Origin of the sequence: Tepidibacter hydrothermalis, assembly GCF_029542625.1 — a bacterium.
GTDB classification, from domain to species: Bacteria; Bacillota; Clostridia; order Peptostreptococcales; family Peptostreptococcaceae; genus Tepidibacter_A; species Tepidibacter_A hydrothermalis.
This window is the reverse complement of sequence record NZ_CP120733.1, coordinates 2,242,535-2,260,120: the sequence shown is the minus strand read 5'-3', so window position 1 is coordinate 2,260,120 and position 17,586 is coordinate 2,242,535. Positions and strand designations below refer to the sequence as shown.

The following is a 17,586-nucleotide window of genomic DNA, read 5'->3' as shown; positions in this document are numbered from 1 at the left end:
AATGAGCAGAGTATATAAGAAAATAAAAAATAAAAAAAGGTTGAGTAGAAAAAGAAAGAAGATGTTAATAACAAGTTTATTTATTATATTGGGTATATACATATGTATTAAATTTATATAAAAAAGTCTTCCTAAAATATTTTTAATGTAGACTTTTTTGAAACTCATAACGAAAATTATACTTATCCACAATTCGAAGATAATTATAATTCCCTATTCGTTATAAAAAAATATACACTTCTTGGAGGGAAGTGTATAAAAATAAAATGTTGGTATTGAACATATGAAATTACTAATTATTAGGTGTTTCATCCTATATTTATTTGATTAGACAAAAAATCTAAAATCCTTTAAAAATATCAATTTAATTAAGGGTTGCATTTAGAACAAGGCGTATAGGATTTTTGTGTTTATTCTAAAATTGTAGAGATTGTAGTGCTTTTTAAAGAACTACAATTTTTTTATGATATTTTTTAAAAGAAAAATATAATTTTCTATTCGGTATAAAAAATATTTTAAAATATAAAATAGAGGGTTGACGAATAATTAAATAGCTGATATATTATTACTTGTCCTCAACACGAGGCAAACGAGAAACACATGAATATAACAAATGAACTTTGAAAATTAAACAGTAGGTTATAAATAAATCACAAACAGTGATTTTCGGAAACAACACATAAAGTCAGTTACTGAGTACTGACAAACTCTGAGCAACGGAAATTATGAGGCTATGCCGAAAGGATTTCGTTGGCGACATGAGTTAATGCGATAGCATTATACGAATTTTGTTTTAAGAGTTTGATCCTGGCTCAGGATGAACGCTGGCGGCGTGCCTAACACATGCAAGTCGAGCGGAGATTAAGAAGCTTGCTTCTTAATCTTAGCGGCGGACGGGTGAGTAACGCGTGGGTAACCTGCCCTATACACACGGATAACATATCGAAAGATATGCTAATACGAGATAATACATTTTTAAGGCATCTTAAAAATGTCAAAGATTTTATCGGTGTAGGATGGACCCGCGTCCCATTAGCTAGTTGGTGAGGTAAAAGCTTACCAAGGCGACGATGGGTAGCCGACCTGAGAGGGTGATCGGCCACACTGGAACTGAGACACGGTCCAGACTCCTACGGGAGGCAGCAGTGGGGAATATTGCACAATGGGGGAAACCCTGATGCAGCAACGCCGCGTGAGCGATGAAGGCCTTCGGGTCGTAAAGCTCTGTCCTAAGGGAAGATAATGACGGTACCTTAGGAGGAAGCCCCGGCTAACTACGTGCCAGCAGCCGCGGTAATACGTAGGGGGCAAGCGTTATCCGGAATAACTGGGCGTAAAGGGTGCGTAGGCGGCCCTGCAAGTCAGAAGTGAAAGGCTACGGCTCAACCGTAGTAAGCTTTTGAAACTGTAGGGCTTGAGTGCAGGAGAGGAGAGTAGAATTCCTAGTGTAGCGGTGAAATGCGTAGATATTAGGAGGAATACCAGTTGCGAAGGCGGCTCTCTGGACTGTAACTGACGCTGAGGCACGAAAGCGTGGGGAGCGAACAGGATTAGATACCCTGGTAGTCCACGCCGTAAACGATGAGTGCTAGGTGTCGGGGGTTACCCCCCTCGGTGCCGCAGCTAACGCATTAAGCACTCCGCCTGGGGAGTACGCTCGCAAGAGTGAAACTCAAAGGAATTGACGGGGACCCGCACAAGTAGCGGAGCATGTGGTTTAATTCGAAGCAACGCGAAGAACCTTACCTAAGCTTGACATCCCTCAGACCGCTTCTTAATCGAAGCTTTCCCTTCGGGGACTGAGGTGACAGGTGGTGCATGGTTGTCGTCAGCTCGTGTCGTGAGATGTTGGGTTAAGTCCCGCAACGAGCGCAACCCTTATCTTTAGTTGCCAGCATTTCGGATGGGCACTCTAGAGAGACTGCCGAGGATAACTCGGAGGAAGGTGGGGATGACGTCAAATCATCATGCCCCTTATGCTTAGGGCTACACACGTGCTACAATGGCTAGTACAGAGAGTTGCGAAACCGCGAGGTCAAGCTAATCTCTTAAAGCTAGTCTCAGTTCGGATTGCAGGCTGAAACTCGCCTGCATGAAGCTGGAGTTACTAGTAATCGCGAATCAGAATGTCGCGGTGAATGCGTTCCCGGGTCTTGTACACACCGCCCGTCACACCACGGAAGTTGGGGGCGCCCGAAGTCAGATATCCAACCGTAAGGAGGAATCTGCCGAAGGTGAAATCAATGACTGGGGTGAAGTCGTAACAAGGTAGCCGTATCGGAAGGTGCGGCTGGATCACCTCCTTTCTAAGGAGAAATAACCTACTGTTTAATTTTGAGAGTTTATTAAAACTCTTTAAAATACAATATGGGGGCGTAGCTCAGTTGGGAGAGCACTTGCCTTGCAAGCAAGGGGTCAGGAGTTCGACTCTCCTCGTCTCCACCATTTAGTATTTTATATACTATATTAGTACTTTGAAAATTGAACAGATTTAAATAAATTTAGGTTAAGTTATTAAGGGCGTAGGGCGGATGCCTTGGCACCAAGAGCCGATGAAGGACGTGGTAAGCTGCGATAAGCTTCGGGGAGATGCAAGCAATCTTTGATCCGGAGATTTCCGAATGGGGAAACCCACCTAGAGTAATGTCTAGGTATCCTTAGATGAATTCATAGTCTAAGGAGGGGAACCGGGGGAACTGAAACATCTAAGTACCCCGAGGAGGAGAAAGAAAAATCGATTCCCTGAGTAGCGGCGAGCGAAAGGGGATTAGCCCAAACCTATGAAGTTTTCTTCATAGGGGTTGCGGATATGCTTATTAAGATGGAGGTATTGTAGTCGAAGAGGTTTGGAAAGACCCACCGTAGAAGGTAATAGTCCTGTAGATTAAACGAGAAGACCATCAAGCGTACTCCAGAGTACCACGGGACACGTGAAACCCTGTGGGAAGCTGGGGGGACCACCCCCCAAGGCTAAATACTCCTTGGTGACCGATAGCGTATAGTACCGTGAGGGAAAGGTGAAAAGAACCCCGGAAGGGGAGTGAAATAGAACCTGAAACCCTATGCCTACAAGCTGTGGGAGCACATTATTAGTGTGACCACGTACTTTTTGTAGAACGGGCCAACGAGTTACGATAAGTAGCAAGGTTAAGGACTTAGGGTCTGGAGCCGTAGCGAAAGCGAGTCTTAACTGGGCGATTCAGTTACTTGTCGTAGACCCGAAACCGAGCGACCTACCCATGGCCAGGATGAAGCGAAAGTAAAATTTCGTGGAGGTCCGAACCCACGCACGTTGAAAAGTGCGGGGATGAGCTGTGGGTAGAGGTGAAATTCCAATCGAGCTCGGAGATAGCTGGTTCTCCCCGAAATAGCTTTAGGGCTAGCCTCAAGCTTAGAGATGAGGAGGTAGAGCACTGAATGTCCTAGGGGCCCTATGGGTTACCGAAGACTATCAAACTCCGAATGCCTTTATCTTTTGCTTGGGAGTCAGACTGTGGGTGATAAGATTCATAGTCGAGAGGGAAACAGCCCAGACCGTCAGCTAAGGTCCCTAAATGTAAGTTAAGTGGTAAAGGATGTGGGATTGCACAGACAACCAGGATGTTGGCTTAGAAGCAGCCATTCATTCAAAGAGTGCGTAATAGCTCACTGGTCGAGTGATCCTGCGCCGAAAATTATCGGGGCTAAAACTTACTACCGAAGCTACGGCATTGACTTTGTCAATGGGTAGGGGAGCATTCACTGCGGGTTGAAGCTAGACCGGAAGGACTAGTGGACTGCAGTGAAGAGAGAATGTTGGCATGAGTAGCGAGACGTAGGTGAGAATCCTACGGGCCGAAAACCCAAGGTTTCCTGAGGAAGGTTCGTCCGCTCAGGGTTAGTCGGGACCTAAGCCGAGGCCGAAAGGCGTAGGTGATGGACAACAGGTTGAGATTCCTGTACTACCGATAATCGTTTGAAGAATGGGGTGACACAGAAGGATAGGCTATCCTACTATTGGATGTAGGTCCAAGCATTAAGGGAGCACTGATAGGCAAATCCGTCGGTGCAATTCTGAGGTGTGATGGGGAGCGAAATTAAGTAGCGAAGTAGTCGATTTCATGCTGTCAAGAAAAGCCTCTACTGAGATTAAAGGTACCCGTACCGCAAACCGACACAGGTGGGTGAGAAGAGAATTCTAAGGCTAGCGAGAGAACTTTTGTTAAGGAACTCGGCAAAATGACCCCGTAACTTAGGGATAAGGGGTGCCTCATTAGGGTGTATGCCCGAAGAGGCCGCAGAGAATAGGCCCAAGCGACTGTTTACCAAAAACATAGGTTTCTGCTAAGTCGAAAGACGATGTATAGGAGCTGACGCCTGCCCGGTGCTGGAAGGTTAAGGGGATGTGTTAGACGTAAGTCGAAGCATTGAACTTAAGCCCCAGTAAACGGCGGCCGTAACTATAACGGTCCTAAGGTAGCGAAATTCCTTGTCGGGTAAGTTCCGACCCGCACGAAAGGCGTAACGATTTGGGCACTGTCTCAACAAAAGACTCGGTGAAATTGTAATTCCGGTGAAGATGCCGGATACCTGCGACAGGACGGAAAGACCCCATGGAGCTTTACTGTAGCCTGGCATTGGATTTCGATATTACATGTACAGGATAGGTGGGAGACTGAGATACGAGAACGCCAGTTTTCGTGGAGTCACCCTTGGGATACCACCCTTGTAATATTGAGATTCTAACCATAGACCATGAATCTGGTCTTGGGACACTGTCAGGTGGACAGTTTGACTGGGGCGGTCGCCTCCCAAAATGTAACGGAGGCGCCCAAAGGTTCCCTCAGCACGGTCGGAAATCGTGCGAAGAGTGCAAAGGCAAAAGGGAGCTTGATTGCAAGACATACAGGTCGAGCAAGGACGAAAGTCGGGCTTAGTGATCCGGTGGTTCCGCGTGGAAGGGCCATCGCTCAACGGATAAAAGCTACCCTGGGGATAACAGGCTTATCTCCCCCAAGAGTCCACATCGACGGGGAGGTTTGGCACCTCGATGTCGGCTCATCACATCCTGGGGCTGTAGTAGGTCCCAAGGGTTGGGCTGTTCGCCCATTAAAGTGGTACGCGAGCTGGGTTCAGAACGTCGTGAGACAGTTCGGTCCCTATCCGTCGCAGGCGTAGGAAATTTGAGAGGAGCTGTCCTTAGTACGAGAGGACCGGGATGGACATACCTCTGGTGCACCAGTTGTCACGCCAGTGGCATAGCTGGGTAGCTATGTATGGAATGGATAAGCGCTGAAAGCATCTAAGCGCGAAGCCAACCTCAAGATAAGATTTCCCATCTTTATGAGTAAGATCCCAGGAAGACTACCTGGTTGATAGGTTCAAGGTGTAAGCTCAGTAATGGGTTCAGCTGATGAATACTAATAGATCGAGGACTTAACCAAATTTTAAATCTGGTCAATTTTGAAGGTATTAATTTGTAATATTAAAAATCAATACTGAGTTTATAACAAAATGAAGATTATGTGGTTATTACAGCAAAGAGGATACACCTGTTCCCATTCCGAACACAGAAGTTAAGCTCTTTAGCGCCGATGGTACTTGGGGGGCAGCCCCCTGGAAGAGTAGGACGTAGCCACGTATTTTTTATTTATGGAAAAAAGGCTGTTCCAAGATGATCTTGGAACAGCCTTTTTGTTTAATAGAACATAGAAAATATATAAGAGAATAAAGCTACTCTAAAGAATAAACTAGAAACAGAGGTAACAACTCCTATTCCTATTGCCCAGTAGCCAAGTGTCTTAGAACCTGAATATATAGATATTACACCAAGTATTATACCAATAACACCAAATGTTACAGGATAAGTAAATAAAGATACTATAGAAGCGAAAATAGCTAAATATCCCATAATACTTACATTGTAACCGTCTTTTCTTTCTTCTTTCGTATAATATCTATCATCTGCTGTTAATTCTGGAGCATATTCTGTTTTATCTTTGTTATCAATTGAATCATTATGTTTAGTATTATCGTTATATTTTTTGTTCATACAATCACATCCTTTTTTATATATTTACTATTATTGTTTTCAATTTTTAAAATAATAATTAGTTTTTGAATGGATGATAAACCAAAATTTAACTATAATATTCAAATATTAAGTATTTATTAAATCTATATATAAATGTATTCTATTTTGATATAATACTATTATAAGCAATATAGAAAGGATGGTTTATTTAATGATAAATCCAAGTCAAGTAGCTAAAGATATATTAAGTTCTGAGTACTTCAAAAACGCTAGAAAAGATGCTCAGATTTATTCAAATGATATTAATAAAATAGAAGAAATACTTTTACAAGTAGATTATAAATTGAATAATATGAAGTTTGATAAAAATGAACAAAAAGTAGTTGAGTTTGTTGGCAATATGAAAAAAATATACAGATTAGTTAAAACGTATTATTCAGATGAATATAAGGATATAAATATAGAATCTATAGTATGGGCTATAGTAGCCATTAACTATTTTATAAGCCCAGTTGACTTTATACCAGATTCTATGGAGAATGTAGGGTATATAGATGATATGATAGTAGTGTATTTTGTATTAAGCAATATAAAATCGGAATTAGATAAATTTTTAATATGGGAGAGAAATAAAGAAAATATCTTCGCCTTGTAGGCGAAGATATTTTCTTTATTTTGCATTTTAATTTATTTAATGTATAATGGTATGTAAAATGTGCATAATATCCAATAAATTATAAAACGTTGAGGAGTTTATTTATGAATATGGATGATATGTACCTTTTGTTGTCTCATATAAAAGGTATAGGATATAAAACTATACAAAAAATAGATGATTATTTTACTGATATTCAAAATTTTGATATTGTATCTGATGAAGAAATATATAAAATACCAAATATAAGTTTAAAAATAAAGAAAAATATAGTAAACTATAGAAGTTCAACTTATTTACATGAGATAAAAGAAAATCTAAAAAAACATGAAATGAATTACGTAACAATAAATAATTCCAATTATCCTAAGAGGTTAAAACATATATATGATCCACCGCATATACTTTATTTTAAGGGAAACAAAAATTTATTAAATGAATTTTGCATAGCTATGATAGGATCGAGAAAACCTACTAATTATGGAGTATTTTGTGCAAATAAAATTAGCAAAGAATTATCAGCACTAGGAATTAATATAATAAGTGGCATGGCAGTAGGGATAGATTATTATAGCCATTTAGGTTGTTTGAATGGAGGATCAAAGACTATAGCGGTACTTGGATCTTCTATAGATATGCCGTACCCAAAACAGAATATACATCTTATGAACAATATAATTGAAAGTGAAGGAATTATATTGAGTGAATATCCACCTGGAACAGAGGCTAGGCCAGGATACTTTCCTATGCGAAATAGGATAATTAGTGGTATATCTGATGGGGTTTTAATAGTCGAGGCAAGTGAGAAAAGTGGATCATTAATAACTATGAATTATGCTTTAGATCATGGGAAAAATGTTTTTGCTATTCCTGGAAATATTAATTCTTTTATGAGTAAAGGAAGTAATAAAATAATAAAAGAAGGCGCTAAACTTGTTTCGAGTGTAGATGATATACTTGAAGAATACGATATTGTTTATAATAATGTAAAAAAAGAAAGTGAATATCAAATAGATTTGTCTAAAGATGAGAGCAAAATAGTTACAATATTAAAGAATAACGGATCATTACATGTGGATTTTATTTGTGAGCATACTAAGCTTAATATAAAAGATATATTAGGAATTTTAAACATTTTAGAAATAAAGGGTATAGTAACGGAGTTAGGAAATAAAATATATAGTATAAAATGAATTGTGGGGGTGCACTTGATGGCAAAGAACTTAGTTATAGTTGAATCACCGGCTAAAGCTAAAACTATAGGGAAATTTTTAGGAAGAAATTATACAGTTAAAGCATCCGTTGGACATGTTAGGGACTTACCTAAAAGTAAATTAGGGGTAGATGTAGAAAATGATTTTGAACCATACTACATTAATATAAGGGGAAAAGGACCTGTTATTAATGAGTTAAAAAAGGAAGCTAAAAAAGCTGAAAAAGTTTTTCTGGCTACTGACCCCGATAGAGAAGGTGAAGCAATATCTTGGCATTTAGCTCATATTTTAAAATTAGAGGAAACTTCTAATTGTAGAATAGAATTTAATGAAATAACAAAGGAAGCTATAAAAAAAGCTATAAAAAATCCAAGAGAGATAGATGAAAAGGTTGTAGATGCTCAACAAGCTAGAAGAGTACTTGATAGATTATTAGGATATAAGATAAGTCCTCTTTTATGGCAAAAAATAAGAAAAGGTCTTAGTGCGGGAAGAGTGCAATCTGTTGCTACTAAAATAATATGTGATAGGGAAAGAGAAATAAATAAGTTTGAACCCGAAGAATACTGGAGTATAGATGTAATATCTAAAATAGAAGATAAAGAAGTTGAGTTCAAATTTTATGGCAAGTCGAACAAAAAAATAGATTTAAAAAATAAAGAACAAGTAGATGCTATATTAAATGAGATAGCTAATAAGGATTTAACTATAGAAAACATAGAAGTTAAGGAAAGGCGTAAATCTGGCCCTAGACCATTTACAACAAGTGCTCTGCAACAAGAAGCAGCTAATAAATTAGGATTTTCTACAAAGAAGACTATGATAGTAGCACAACAGCTATATGAAGGTATAGATATTAAAGGTCAGGGAACAGCAGGTCTTATATCTTATATAAGAACAGATTCATATAGAATATCAGATGAAGCACTAGGAAAAGGAAAAGATTATATACTAGAAAATTTAGGCGAAAATTACTATAAGGGTTTTGAAAATAAGAGTAAAAAAGGCAAAAAAGTACAAGATGCTCATGAAGCGATAAGACCTACAGGTATAGATAGAACACCTGAACTTATTAAAGAATCTTTAAGTGATGAACAATACAAACTATACAATCTTATATGGACAAGGTTTGTATCAAGTTTGATGAAAGATGCTATATATGAGAGCTACAATGTAAAAGCTAAGGTTGGGGATTATATATTTAAAACAACAGGTCATAAGCTTAAATTTGATGGTTTCTTAAAAGTATATACATTTTCTAATAAAGAAGATAAGTTGATTCCTAAAATAGAAGAGGGCATGGAAGTTACGATGGATAATATAATTCCAAAACAACACTTTACTCAGCCACCAGCGAGATATACAGAGGCAAGTCTTGTTAAAACCTTAGAAGAGTTAGGTATAGGAAGACCTAGTACGTATGCCCCTACAATAGGGACTATACTTGCTAGAGAATATGTAGAGAAAAAAGGAACTAGCTTGCATTTAACTGAGCTTGGACTTTTAGTAAATGAAATAATGGAAGAAAATTTTCAAAAATTTATAGATTTAGATTTTACTGCGGATATGGAGAATAAGCTTGATTCAGTTGAAGAAGGAGATATACCTTGGAAGGCTGTAGTAAGAGAAGTATATAAACCACTAGAAGAAGCTATAGAAATAGCACAAGAAAAAATAGAGAAAATAACTATAGAACAAGAAACAGATGAAATATGCGAAAAATGTGGAAATAATATGGTTATAAAATATGGTAGATTCGGAAAGTTTTTAGCTTGTAAAAATTATCCTGAATGTAAAACTACGAAACCTCTTTTGAATAAAACCGGTGTTAAATGTCCTAAATGCAAAGAAGGGGAAATAATAATCAGAAAAAGCAAAAAAGGAAGAATATTCTATGGATGTGATAAATACCCTGAATGTGACTTTATTTCATGGAATAAACCTACAGGAGAAATTTGTGAAAAATGTGGCGAACATTTAGTTCATAAAGAAACAAAAAAAGAGAAAAAAATAATATGTTCAAATAAAGAATGCGATTATGAAAAAAAGTCGAAAATTAGCTAAAAAACGTTGATTAATTTGAAAAATTGTGATAATATTTCAGATGTGTCATGTATATAATGTGGAAAATTACAAAAATTCTAAAAATTTCTTATTTTCCTAGACTAAGATATACAGTGTAAAGAGGAGGATATTATGGCTAGCAAATTACTTGACAAAACTAGAAAAATAAATAAAATACTACAAAAATCAGGTACAGAGCCTGTTTCTTTCCCACAATTGTGTGAAATATTAAGTGAAGTGTTAAATACTAATACCTATATAATAAGTGGAAAAGGAAAAATATTAGCAGCTCATTTAACAGATCTTAAAGATAGTGCTATTGTATCTGATGAAGAAACTGGTGAAGAAAAATTACCAAAGGAATATACAGATAACATAATGAAGGTGACAGAAACTGTTGAGAATATAACTGGAGATAAATTCTTAGAAATATTTAAGCATGATATTGAAGGTTCTGACAAGTTTACAACTATAGTTCCTATTATAGGTAGTGGACAAAGAGTAGGAAGCTTATTACTTTCTAGATATGAGAATGTATTTACGGATGAAGATTTAGTATTAGCTGAGTATAGTGCTACAGTTGTATGTATAGAAATTCTTAGAGCTAAATCTGAGGAGATGGAAGAAGAAATGAGAAAGAAAGCTGTAGTTCAAATGGCTATAGGAACACTTTCTTATTCTGAGCTTGAAGCTGTTGAACATATATTCAAAGAGCTTGATGGAATGGAAGGACTACTTGTTGCTAGTAAAATAGCAGATAGAGTAGGAATAACTAGATCTGTTATAGTTAATGCTTTGAGAAAGTTTGAGAGTGCAGGAGTTATAGAATCTAGATCATTAGGTATGAAGGGAACACACATAAGAATACTTAATGCTAAATTACTAGACGAGCTAAATAAAATTAAAAAGTAGTATCATTTAAAGTCCTATATTATTTATAACAGAAATGTAATAAATAATATTAGGGCTTTTTAATCTTTAAGGAGATTATATAATTTTTAATTTTTATATATTGACATGAGCTATGAGTTAGCATGAAGCGAATTTTTAAAATTAAGGTAAAGAGTGGTGGGATATATGAAACCATTAGCTGATAGAATAAGGCCTAAAGAAATAGAAGATATAGTAGGACAAAGACATTTAATAGGAGAAAATAAAATATTGAGTCGAATATTAAAATCGGGATATATAACTAATATGATATTTTATGGACCTCCTGGAGTAGGAAAAACTACTGTTGCTAACATCGTTGCCAATAAAACTAATAAAAAGTTTTACAAGATAAATGCCACAAATTCATCTTTGGAAGATGTAAAGAAAATTATAAAAGATCTAGATAGCTTAGAATGCATAAATGGTATTTTACTTTATTTAGATGAGATACAAAACTTTAATAAGAAGCAACAGCAATCCCTTCTTGAGTTTATGGAGAATGGAAAGATAACATTGATTGCAAGTACTACAGAAAATCCCTATCATTATATTTATAAGGCTATATTAAGTAGATCTACTATATTTGAATTTAAGAGCATACAAAAAAGGGATATAATACAAGGAATTAAAAGGTCCATATCAATTATAAAAAAGGATTTATTCGATATAAATATAATGTTTGATGAAAATGCAATAGAGTATGTAGCAAGTGTAAGCGGTGGAGATTTAAGGAGAGCTATTAATAGTGTTGAACTTTGTGTTTATTCAACTAATCCGAATGAAAATGGCGAAATAGTTGTAGATATAGAAAAGGCTAAGGAATGTACTCAAAAAAATATTTTGAATTATGATAAATCAGGAGACAGTCACTACGATATATTAAGTGCATTTCAAAAGTCTATTAGAGGAAGTGACCCGGATGCTAGTATACATTATTTAGCAAGACTTATAAAAGCAGGAGATCTTATAAGTATATGTAGAAGACTACTTGTTATTGCTAGCGAAGATATAGGTATGGCTTATCCAAATGCTATTACAATAGTAAAGTCATGTGTGGATAGTGCTAATCAACTAGGATTTCCGGAAGCAAGAATACCACTTGCTCAAGCGACTTTATTACTTGCAACTTATCCTAAATCAAATTCTGCTTACATTGCTATAGATAAGGCTCTCTATGAGCTAGATACAATAGATGTTGGTCAAATACCTAATCACATCAAAGATGCCCATTATAGTGGCGCTAAGAATTTAGGTAGGGGGGTACAGTATAAATATCCTCATGATTATAAGAACCATTATGTGCAGCAACAATACTTACCTGATAATATAAAGGATTCTATATATTATAGTCCGGCTGACAATAAAATGGAAAGAAATATAGAGAGCTATCTAAAGTTTATAAGAGAACATTAAAAGGGTTTAGTATATATTTAAATATATACTAAACCCTTTTTAATGAGTAGGAAATTAGATGAATCTTAACATCTGTGAATAGCATTTTTATCTTCGTATTTATCTATATAATATTGCTTGTTATTAACTAGTTTATATAAAGCTTTTATTAATACATCTATTTCATTAAAGTCATTGTATATTCCAAAACTTACTCTAACCATTCCTGGTTTTGGAGAATTAGGAATTAACATTTTTTCTTTTATTTCTTCTTTTGATACATTAAGAAGGTTTTGTATATAAGGTTGAGCACAAAAACATCCGTTTCTAACTCCTATTCCATATTCTGCAGATAGCATTTTGGCTACTGCCTCGTGAGAAATACCTTCTATATTAAATGGTACAATACTGGTTCTGTCTTTTATATTATCTGTATCTCCATATATTTTAATATCAGGTATATGTTTCATACTTCTCATAGCATAATGTAATAGATTATCTTCGTATTTCTCTAGGTTTTTCATATTTATCAATGATAAGGTCTTGATTGCCTTTGTAAGAGCTATTACACCCATTAAATTAGGAGTTCCGGCTTCATCCTTATCTGGAGGATCTGCCCAAATCACGGTTTCGGGAGTAACAATGTCTACTGTTCCACCTCCAACATAGTCAGGACCGTTCTTTTGAAATGTAGACTTAGGTCCTATCAATACTCCGCTTCCAAAAGGTGCGTACATTTTATGAGCAGAAAAAACCAAATAATCTATATGATCAGGTGAATTAACACTTTTCATATTTACTTTTGTATGAGGAACTAGTTGAGCTCCGTCTACTAGTATTTTTGAGTTGTATTTGTGCGCTATTTTAGCTATTTTGTGTATTGGGTTCTTGTATCCTGTTACATTTGATACTCCTGTAACTGTTACAAGCTTAACATCTCCATCGTATTTAATTAGTTTTTGTTCTAAATCATTTAAATCAAGTCTTCCTAAATCATCTATTTTAACATAATCAATATTTCCTTTTCTCCATGGCAAATCATTAGAATGATGCTCCATACAAGTCGATAAAACAACAGAGTTACTATTATCTTTACGAAGTATATTAGAAAGCATATTGATAGCTTCTGTTGCATTTTTTACATATATAATTTCTTTATCATTTATATCTGCTCCTACAAAATTAGCTACTATTTCTCTAGATTCATCGTATAAATCGGAAGAAAGTTGAGATTTGTATCCCTTGCCTCGATGGATGGATGAATACCAATTTGAAAAAGAAAGTATTTCTTTAAGTACAGACATAAAAGGCGGAGTTGTAGCCGCGTTATCAAAGTTTATATAATTAACCATCTTTTTATTTTTAAGTGGAACCTTAGTATTAACTCCTGCAACTAAAAATTTATATTTATTAAACATTAAATTATTCACCTACTTTAAAGAATGAGTATTTACAATTAACTTATGTTGAGTTTAATTTAAAAGTGAATGAATAATTATATTAATAAAGTGAAACTTAATTTAGATAGAGTTTTTACTTTGATTGAATTTTTAGCTTTTAGCTTTCAAATAAATTGGAAAATAATAAGATATTAAACAATTGACAATTTATTTAATTAAGAATATAATAAAATGAATTAATAAAATAAAGTGTAAATGACTAAAAAATTAATTAAATAAAGAATAACTGTTTAATAAATGATGATAAAGATTAAAAAAACAATTTTAGTATAATTTAATATTATAGTAATATGAGGTTAAATTAAAAAAAATACTAAAAGTATAGAAAAACACGAACAATATATGTTAATATAAAGATATAATTCGAGGAGAGAGGGCGTAGATATGGTGAAAAAATTTAAAAAAGTATTGGTAGCTAATAGAGGAGAAATAGCAATAAGAATATTTAGAGCTTGTTCAGAACTTGGAATTAGAACTGTAGGGATATATTCAAAAGAAGATAAATATAGTCTTTTTAGAAGTAAATCAGATGAATCATATTTAGTAGGAGAAGATAAGGGACCTATTGAAGCTTATTTAGATATGGAATCTATAATTCATATAGCGAAAAAGAAAGATGTAGATGCTATACATCCTGGGTATGGATTTTTATCAGAGAATGCAGAGTTTGCTAGAATGTGTAGAGAAAATGGTATAGAGTTTATAGGACCATCTCCTGAGGTTATGGATAGAATGGGGGATAAAATAAACTCTAAAAAGGTTGCTAAAGAAGCAAATGTACCAACAATACCTGGAGTAGATCATTCTATTGAAACAGCAGAAGAAGCCAAAGTAATAGCAAAACAAATAGGATACCCTATTATGCTTAAAGCCTCTAATGGTGGTGGCGGAAGAGGTATGAGAGTAATAGAGAAAGAAGAAGACTTAGTTTTAGAGTTCGATAGAGCTGTTAGTGAATCTAAAAAAGCTTTTGGTAAAGCTTGTATATTTGTAGAAAAGTACTTGAGAAAGCCAAAGCATATAGAGGTTCAAATAGTAGGAGATAAGCATGGAAATATAGTTCATCTTTATGAAAGAGACTGTTCTGTACAAAGAAGACATCAAAAGATTATAGAATTTGCTCCTGCATTTGGACTTAGTGAAGATGTTAGAGATAGAATATGTGAAGATGCTCTAAAACTTGCAAATCATGTAGGGTATCATAGTGCTGGAACTTTAGAGTTTCTAGTTGATGCTGATGAAAATTATTATTTTATAGAGATGAATCCTAGAATACAAGTTGAACATACTGTATCTGAAATGGTAACGGGAATTGATATAGTTCAAAGTCAAATACTTGTAGCTCAAGGATATTCATTAGACAGTGAAGAAATAAATATAAAATCGCAAGATGATATAAAGTTAAATGGATATTCAATACAGTGTAGAATAACTACAGAGGATCCTAAAAATAATTTTATGCCAGACACAGGAAAAATACATGTTTATAGAACTGGATCAGGTTTTGGTATAAGACTTGATGGAGGAAATGGATTCACAGGATCTGAAATAACACCTCACTATGATAGTTTATTGGTTAAGACTATATCTTGGGATAGAACGTTTAAAAACTCTATAAGAAAGATGTTAAGATCTATAAAGGAGATTAGAATAAGAGGAGTTAAGACTAATATAGGATTTTTGGTAAATGTATTAAACCATCCTGATTTTGTAGATGGTAAATGTGATACTAAGTTTGTTGATGAAACAGAAGAATTATTTGAAATAAGAGAAGGTAAAGATAGAGGTACAAAACTTTTACAATTCATAGGAAATGTAACAATTAATGAAGCTAAACAAGTTAAAAAAGATTTTGATATGCCAAAAGCACCTAAGGTTGATGAATCGATAATGATGGAAGGTTCTAGAGATTTATTTAAAAAGCTTGGAACTAAAAAGTTTATGGAATATGTTAAAGATGAGAAGAAACTATTTATAACTGATACTACAATGAGAGATGCTCATCAATCATTATTTGCTACTAGAGTAAGAACTAACGACCTTTTAAAAGTTTCAAAGGCTGTAAGTCATAATATGAATGATTTATTCTCACTTGAGATGTGGGGAGGAGCAACTTATGATGTGGCATATAGATTTCTTAAGGAGTCGCCATGGCTAAGACTTGAAAAGCTTAGAGAAAATATACCTAATGTAATGTTCCAAATGCTTCTTAGAGCTTCTAATGCTGTAGGATATAAAAACTATCCAGATAATGTATTAAAAGAATTTATTAAAGAATCATCAAATAAAGGAATAGATATATTTAGAATATTTGATAGTTTAAACTGGATTGAAAATATGAGACTACCTATATACGAAGCTTTAAATACAGGAAGTCTAGTAGAAGGTACTATATGTTATAGTGGAGATATATTAGATCCTACTAAAACTAAATATACTACTAAATATTATGTAAATATGGCTAAAGAACTTGAAAAAATGGGAGTTAACATGATAGCTATAAAAGATATGGCAGGTCTTTTAAAGCCTTACGCAGCATATGAACTTGTAAAGGCATTAAAAGAAGAAGTAGGAGTTCCAATTCACCTTCATACTCATGATACTAGTGGAAATGGACTATCAACACTTCTTATGGCATCACAAGCTGGAGTTGATATAGTAGATACTGCTGTTGAATCTATGGCAGGACTTACAAGTCAACCATCTATGAATAGTTTAGTAGAAGCTTTAAAGAATACAGGTAGAGATACTAAAATAGATCTTGAAGGAATTTATCAAATAGGAGAATACTATAGAGATCTTAGAAAAGTATATTCTAAATTTGAAAGTGACTTAAAAACATCATCAGCTGAAATATACAAATATGAAATACCTGGTGGACAATACACTAACTTAAAACCTCAAGTTGAAAGCTTAGGACTTGGAAACAAGTTTAAAGAAGTAAAAGACAATTATAAAGAAGCTAATGAAATATTAGGAGATATAATAAAAGTTACACCTTCATCAAAAGTAGTTGGAGATTTATCTATATTCATGACTAAGAATGGTCTTAATAAAGAGAATATAGCTACAAAAGGAGAAGAAGTTTCATTCCCAGATTCAGTAGTAGATTACTTCAGAGGAATGATAGGTCAGCCAGAAGGTGGATTCCCTAAAGATTTACAAAAGGTTGTTTTAAAAGGAGAAGAACCTATTGGTGTAAGACCAGGAGAACTTTTAGAAGATGTAGATTTTGATGAAATTGAAAAAATGTTAGATGAAAAATTCAATATGAAGACTAACATGAGAAATATAATAAGTTATTGTTTATATCCTAAAGTATATGAAGAATATTTATCTCACCTTAAGGAGTACAATGATGTATCAAAACTTGAGAGTGATGTATTCTTCCATGGATTAAATAAGGGCGAAGAATGTGAAGTAGAAATAGAGCCTGGTAAGGTTTTAACTATAAAATTAGTAGAAATAGCAGACGCTAAAGAAGATGGAAAGAGAACACTTACATTCGAATTAAATGGTATGAGAAGAGAAGTTGAAATAGAAGATAAAAACTTCGCAATGAATGTAAAAACAGTTCTTAAAGCTGACCTTGATAACAAACTTGAAGTTGGGGCTAGTATTCCTGGAAAAGTGGTAAAGATATTAGTTAACGAGGGGGATGAAGTTAAAGAAAATCAACCAGTTATAATAATAGAGGCTATGAAAATGGAAACTACAATAGTTTCTAGAAGTAATGGAGTAATAGATAAGGTTTATGTAAAGGAAGCTGATGTGGTTTCTGATAGAGAATTATTAATAGCTATGAAAGAAAAGTAGAAAGATTAAAAGAATCCTCAATAATTGGGGATTCTTTTT

Annotated in this window: 8 protein-coding genes, 1 tRNA gene and 3 rRNA genes; 10 read left to right on the top strand and 2 right to left on the bottom strand. The window is 34.6% G+C overall.

What is annotated here, in order from left to right; genetic code table 11:
* Positions 1-789 precede the first annotated feature (789 nt).
* From P4S50_RS10610 to rrf, 4 genes are all read left to right on the top strand, one after another.
* Positions 790-2,306 (top strand): 16S ribosomal RNA (locus P4S50_RS10610).
* A 63-nt stretch (positions 2,307-2,369) separates the two neighbouring features.
* A tRNA-Ala gene (locus P4S50_RS10605) sits at positions 2,370-2,445 on the top strand.
* Positions 2,446-2,504: 59 nt separating this feature from the next.
* A 23S ribosomal RNA gene (locus P4S50_RS10600) occupies positions 2,505-5,423 on the top strand.
* 80 nt (positions 5,424-5,503) lie between these two features.
* Positions 5,504-5,620 (top strand): 5S ribosomal RNA (gene rrf / locus P4S50_RS10595).
* Together the 16S, 23S and 5S rRNA genes with 1 tRNA gene alongside form the textbook arrangement of a ribosomal RNA operon.
* Before the next feature lie 57 nt (positions 5,621-5,677).
* On the opposite strand, the gene P4S50_RS10590 is transcribed toward rrf, so the two are convergent.
* Positions 5,678-6,031: a hypothetical protein gene (locus P4S50_RS10590; RefSeq protein ID WP_277730759.1), complete on the bottom strand. Its 354-nt coding sequence runs from the start codon at positions 6,029-6,031 to the stop codon at positions 5,678-5,680.
* Between the two features lie 193 nt (positions 6,032-6,224).
* On the opposite strand from P4S50_RS10590, the gene P4S50_RS10585 reads away from it, so the two are divergent.
* The 5 genes from P4S50_RS10585 to P4S50_RS10565 all read left to right on the top strand — a co-directional run bounded on the left by P4S50_RS10585 (position 6,225) and on the right by P4S50_RS10565 (position 12,292).
* Complete coding sequence (locus P4S50_RS10585; protein WP_277730758.1) at positions 6,225-6,668, top strand: YkvA family protein; 444 nt, start codon at positions 6,225-6,227, stop codon at positions 6,666-6,668.
* A gap of 104 nt (positions 6,669-6,772) precedes the next feature.
* Positions 6,773-7,861 (top strand): DNA-processing protein DprA, encoded by a 1,089-nt coding sequence (dprA, locus tag P4S50_RS10580; RefSeq protein ID WP_277730757.1) that lies wholly within the window; start codon positions 6,773-6,775, stop codon positions 7,859-7,861.
* 18 nt (positions 7,862-7,879) lie between these two features.
* The gene (gene topA / locus P4S50_RS10575; protein ID WP_277730756.1) at positions 7,880-9,946 is read left to right on the top strand and encodes a type I DNA topoisomerase; all 2,067 of its coding nucleotides are present in this window, start codon (positions 7,880-7,882) and stop codon (positions 9,944-9,946) included.
* A gap of 132 nt (positions 9,947-10,078) precedes the next feature.
* Complete coding sequence (codY, locus tag P4S50_RS10570) at positions 10,079-10,858, top strand: GTP-sensing pleiotropic transcriptional regulator CodY (protein ID WP_277730755.1); 780 nt, start codon at positions 10,079-10,081, stop codon at positions 10,856-10,858.
* 165 nt (positions 10,859-11,023) lie between these two features.
* The gene (locus tag P4S50_RS10565; RefSeq protein ID WP_277730754.1) at positions 11,024-12,292 is read left to right on the top strand and encodes a replication-associated recombination protein A; all 1,269 of its coding nucleotides are present in this window, start codon (positions 11,024-11,026) and stop codon (positions 12,290-12,292) included.
* 65 nt (positions 12,293-12,357) lie between these two features.
* Here the strand turns inward: P4S50_RS10565 and P4S50_RS10560 are convergent, their stop codons facing one another.
* The gene (locus P4S50_RS10560) at positions 12,358-13,689 is read right to left on the bottom strand and encodes an aminotransferase class V-fold PLP-dependent enzyme (protein WP_277730753.1); all 1,332 of its coding nucleotides are present in this window, start codon (positions 13,687-13,689) and stop codon (positions 12,358-12,360) included.
* A 426-nt stretch (positions 13,690-14,115) separates the two neighbouring features.
* Here P4S50_RS10560 and P4S50_RS10555 point away from each other — a divergent pair, with 426 nt between their 5' ends.
* A complete protein-coding gene (locus P4S50_RS10555; RefSeq protein WP_277730752.1) occupies positions 14,116-17,547 on the top strand; it encodes a pyruvate carboxylase in 3,432 nt (1,143 codons plus the stop codon).
* Positions 17,548-17,586: the final 39 nt, after the last annotated feature.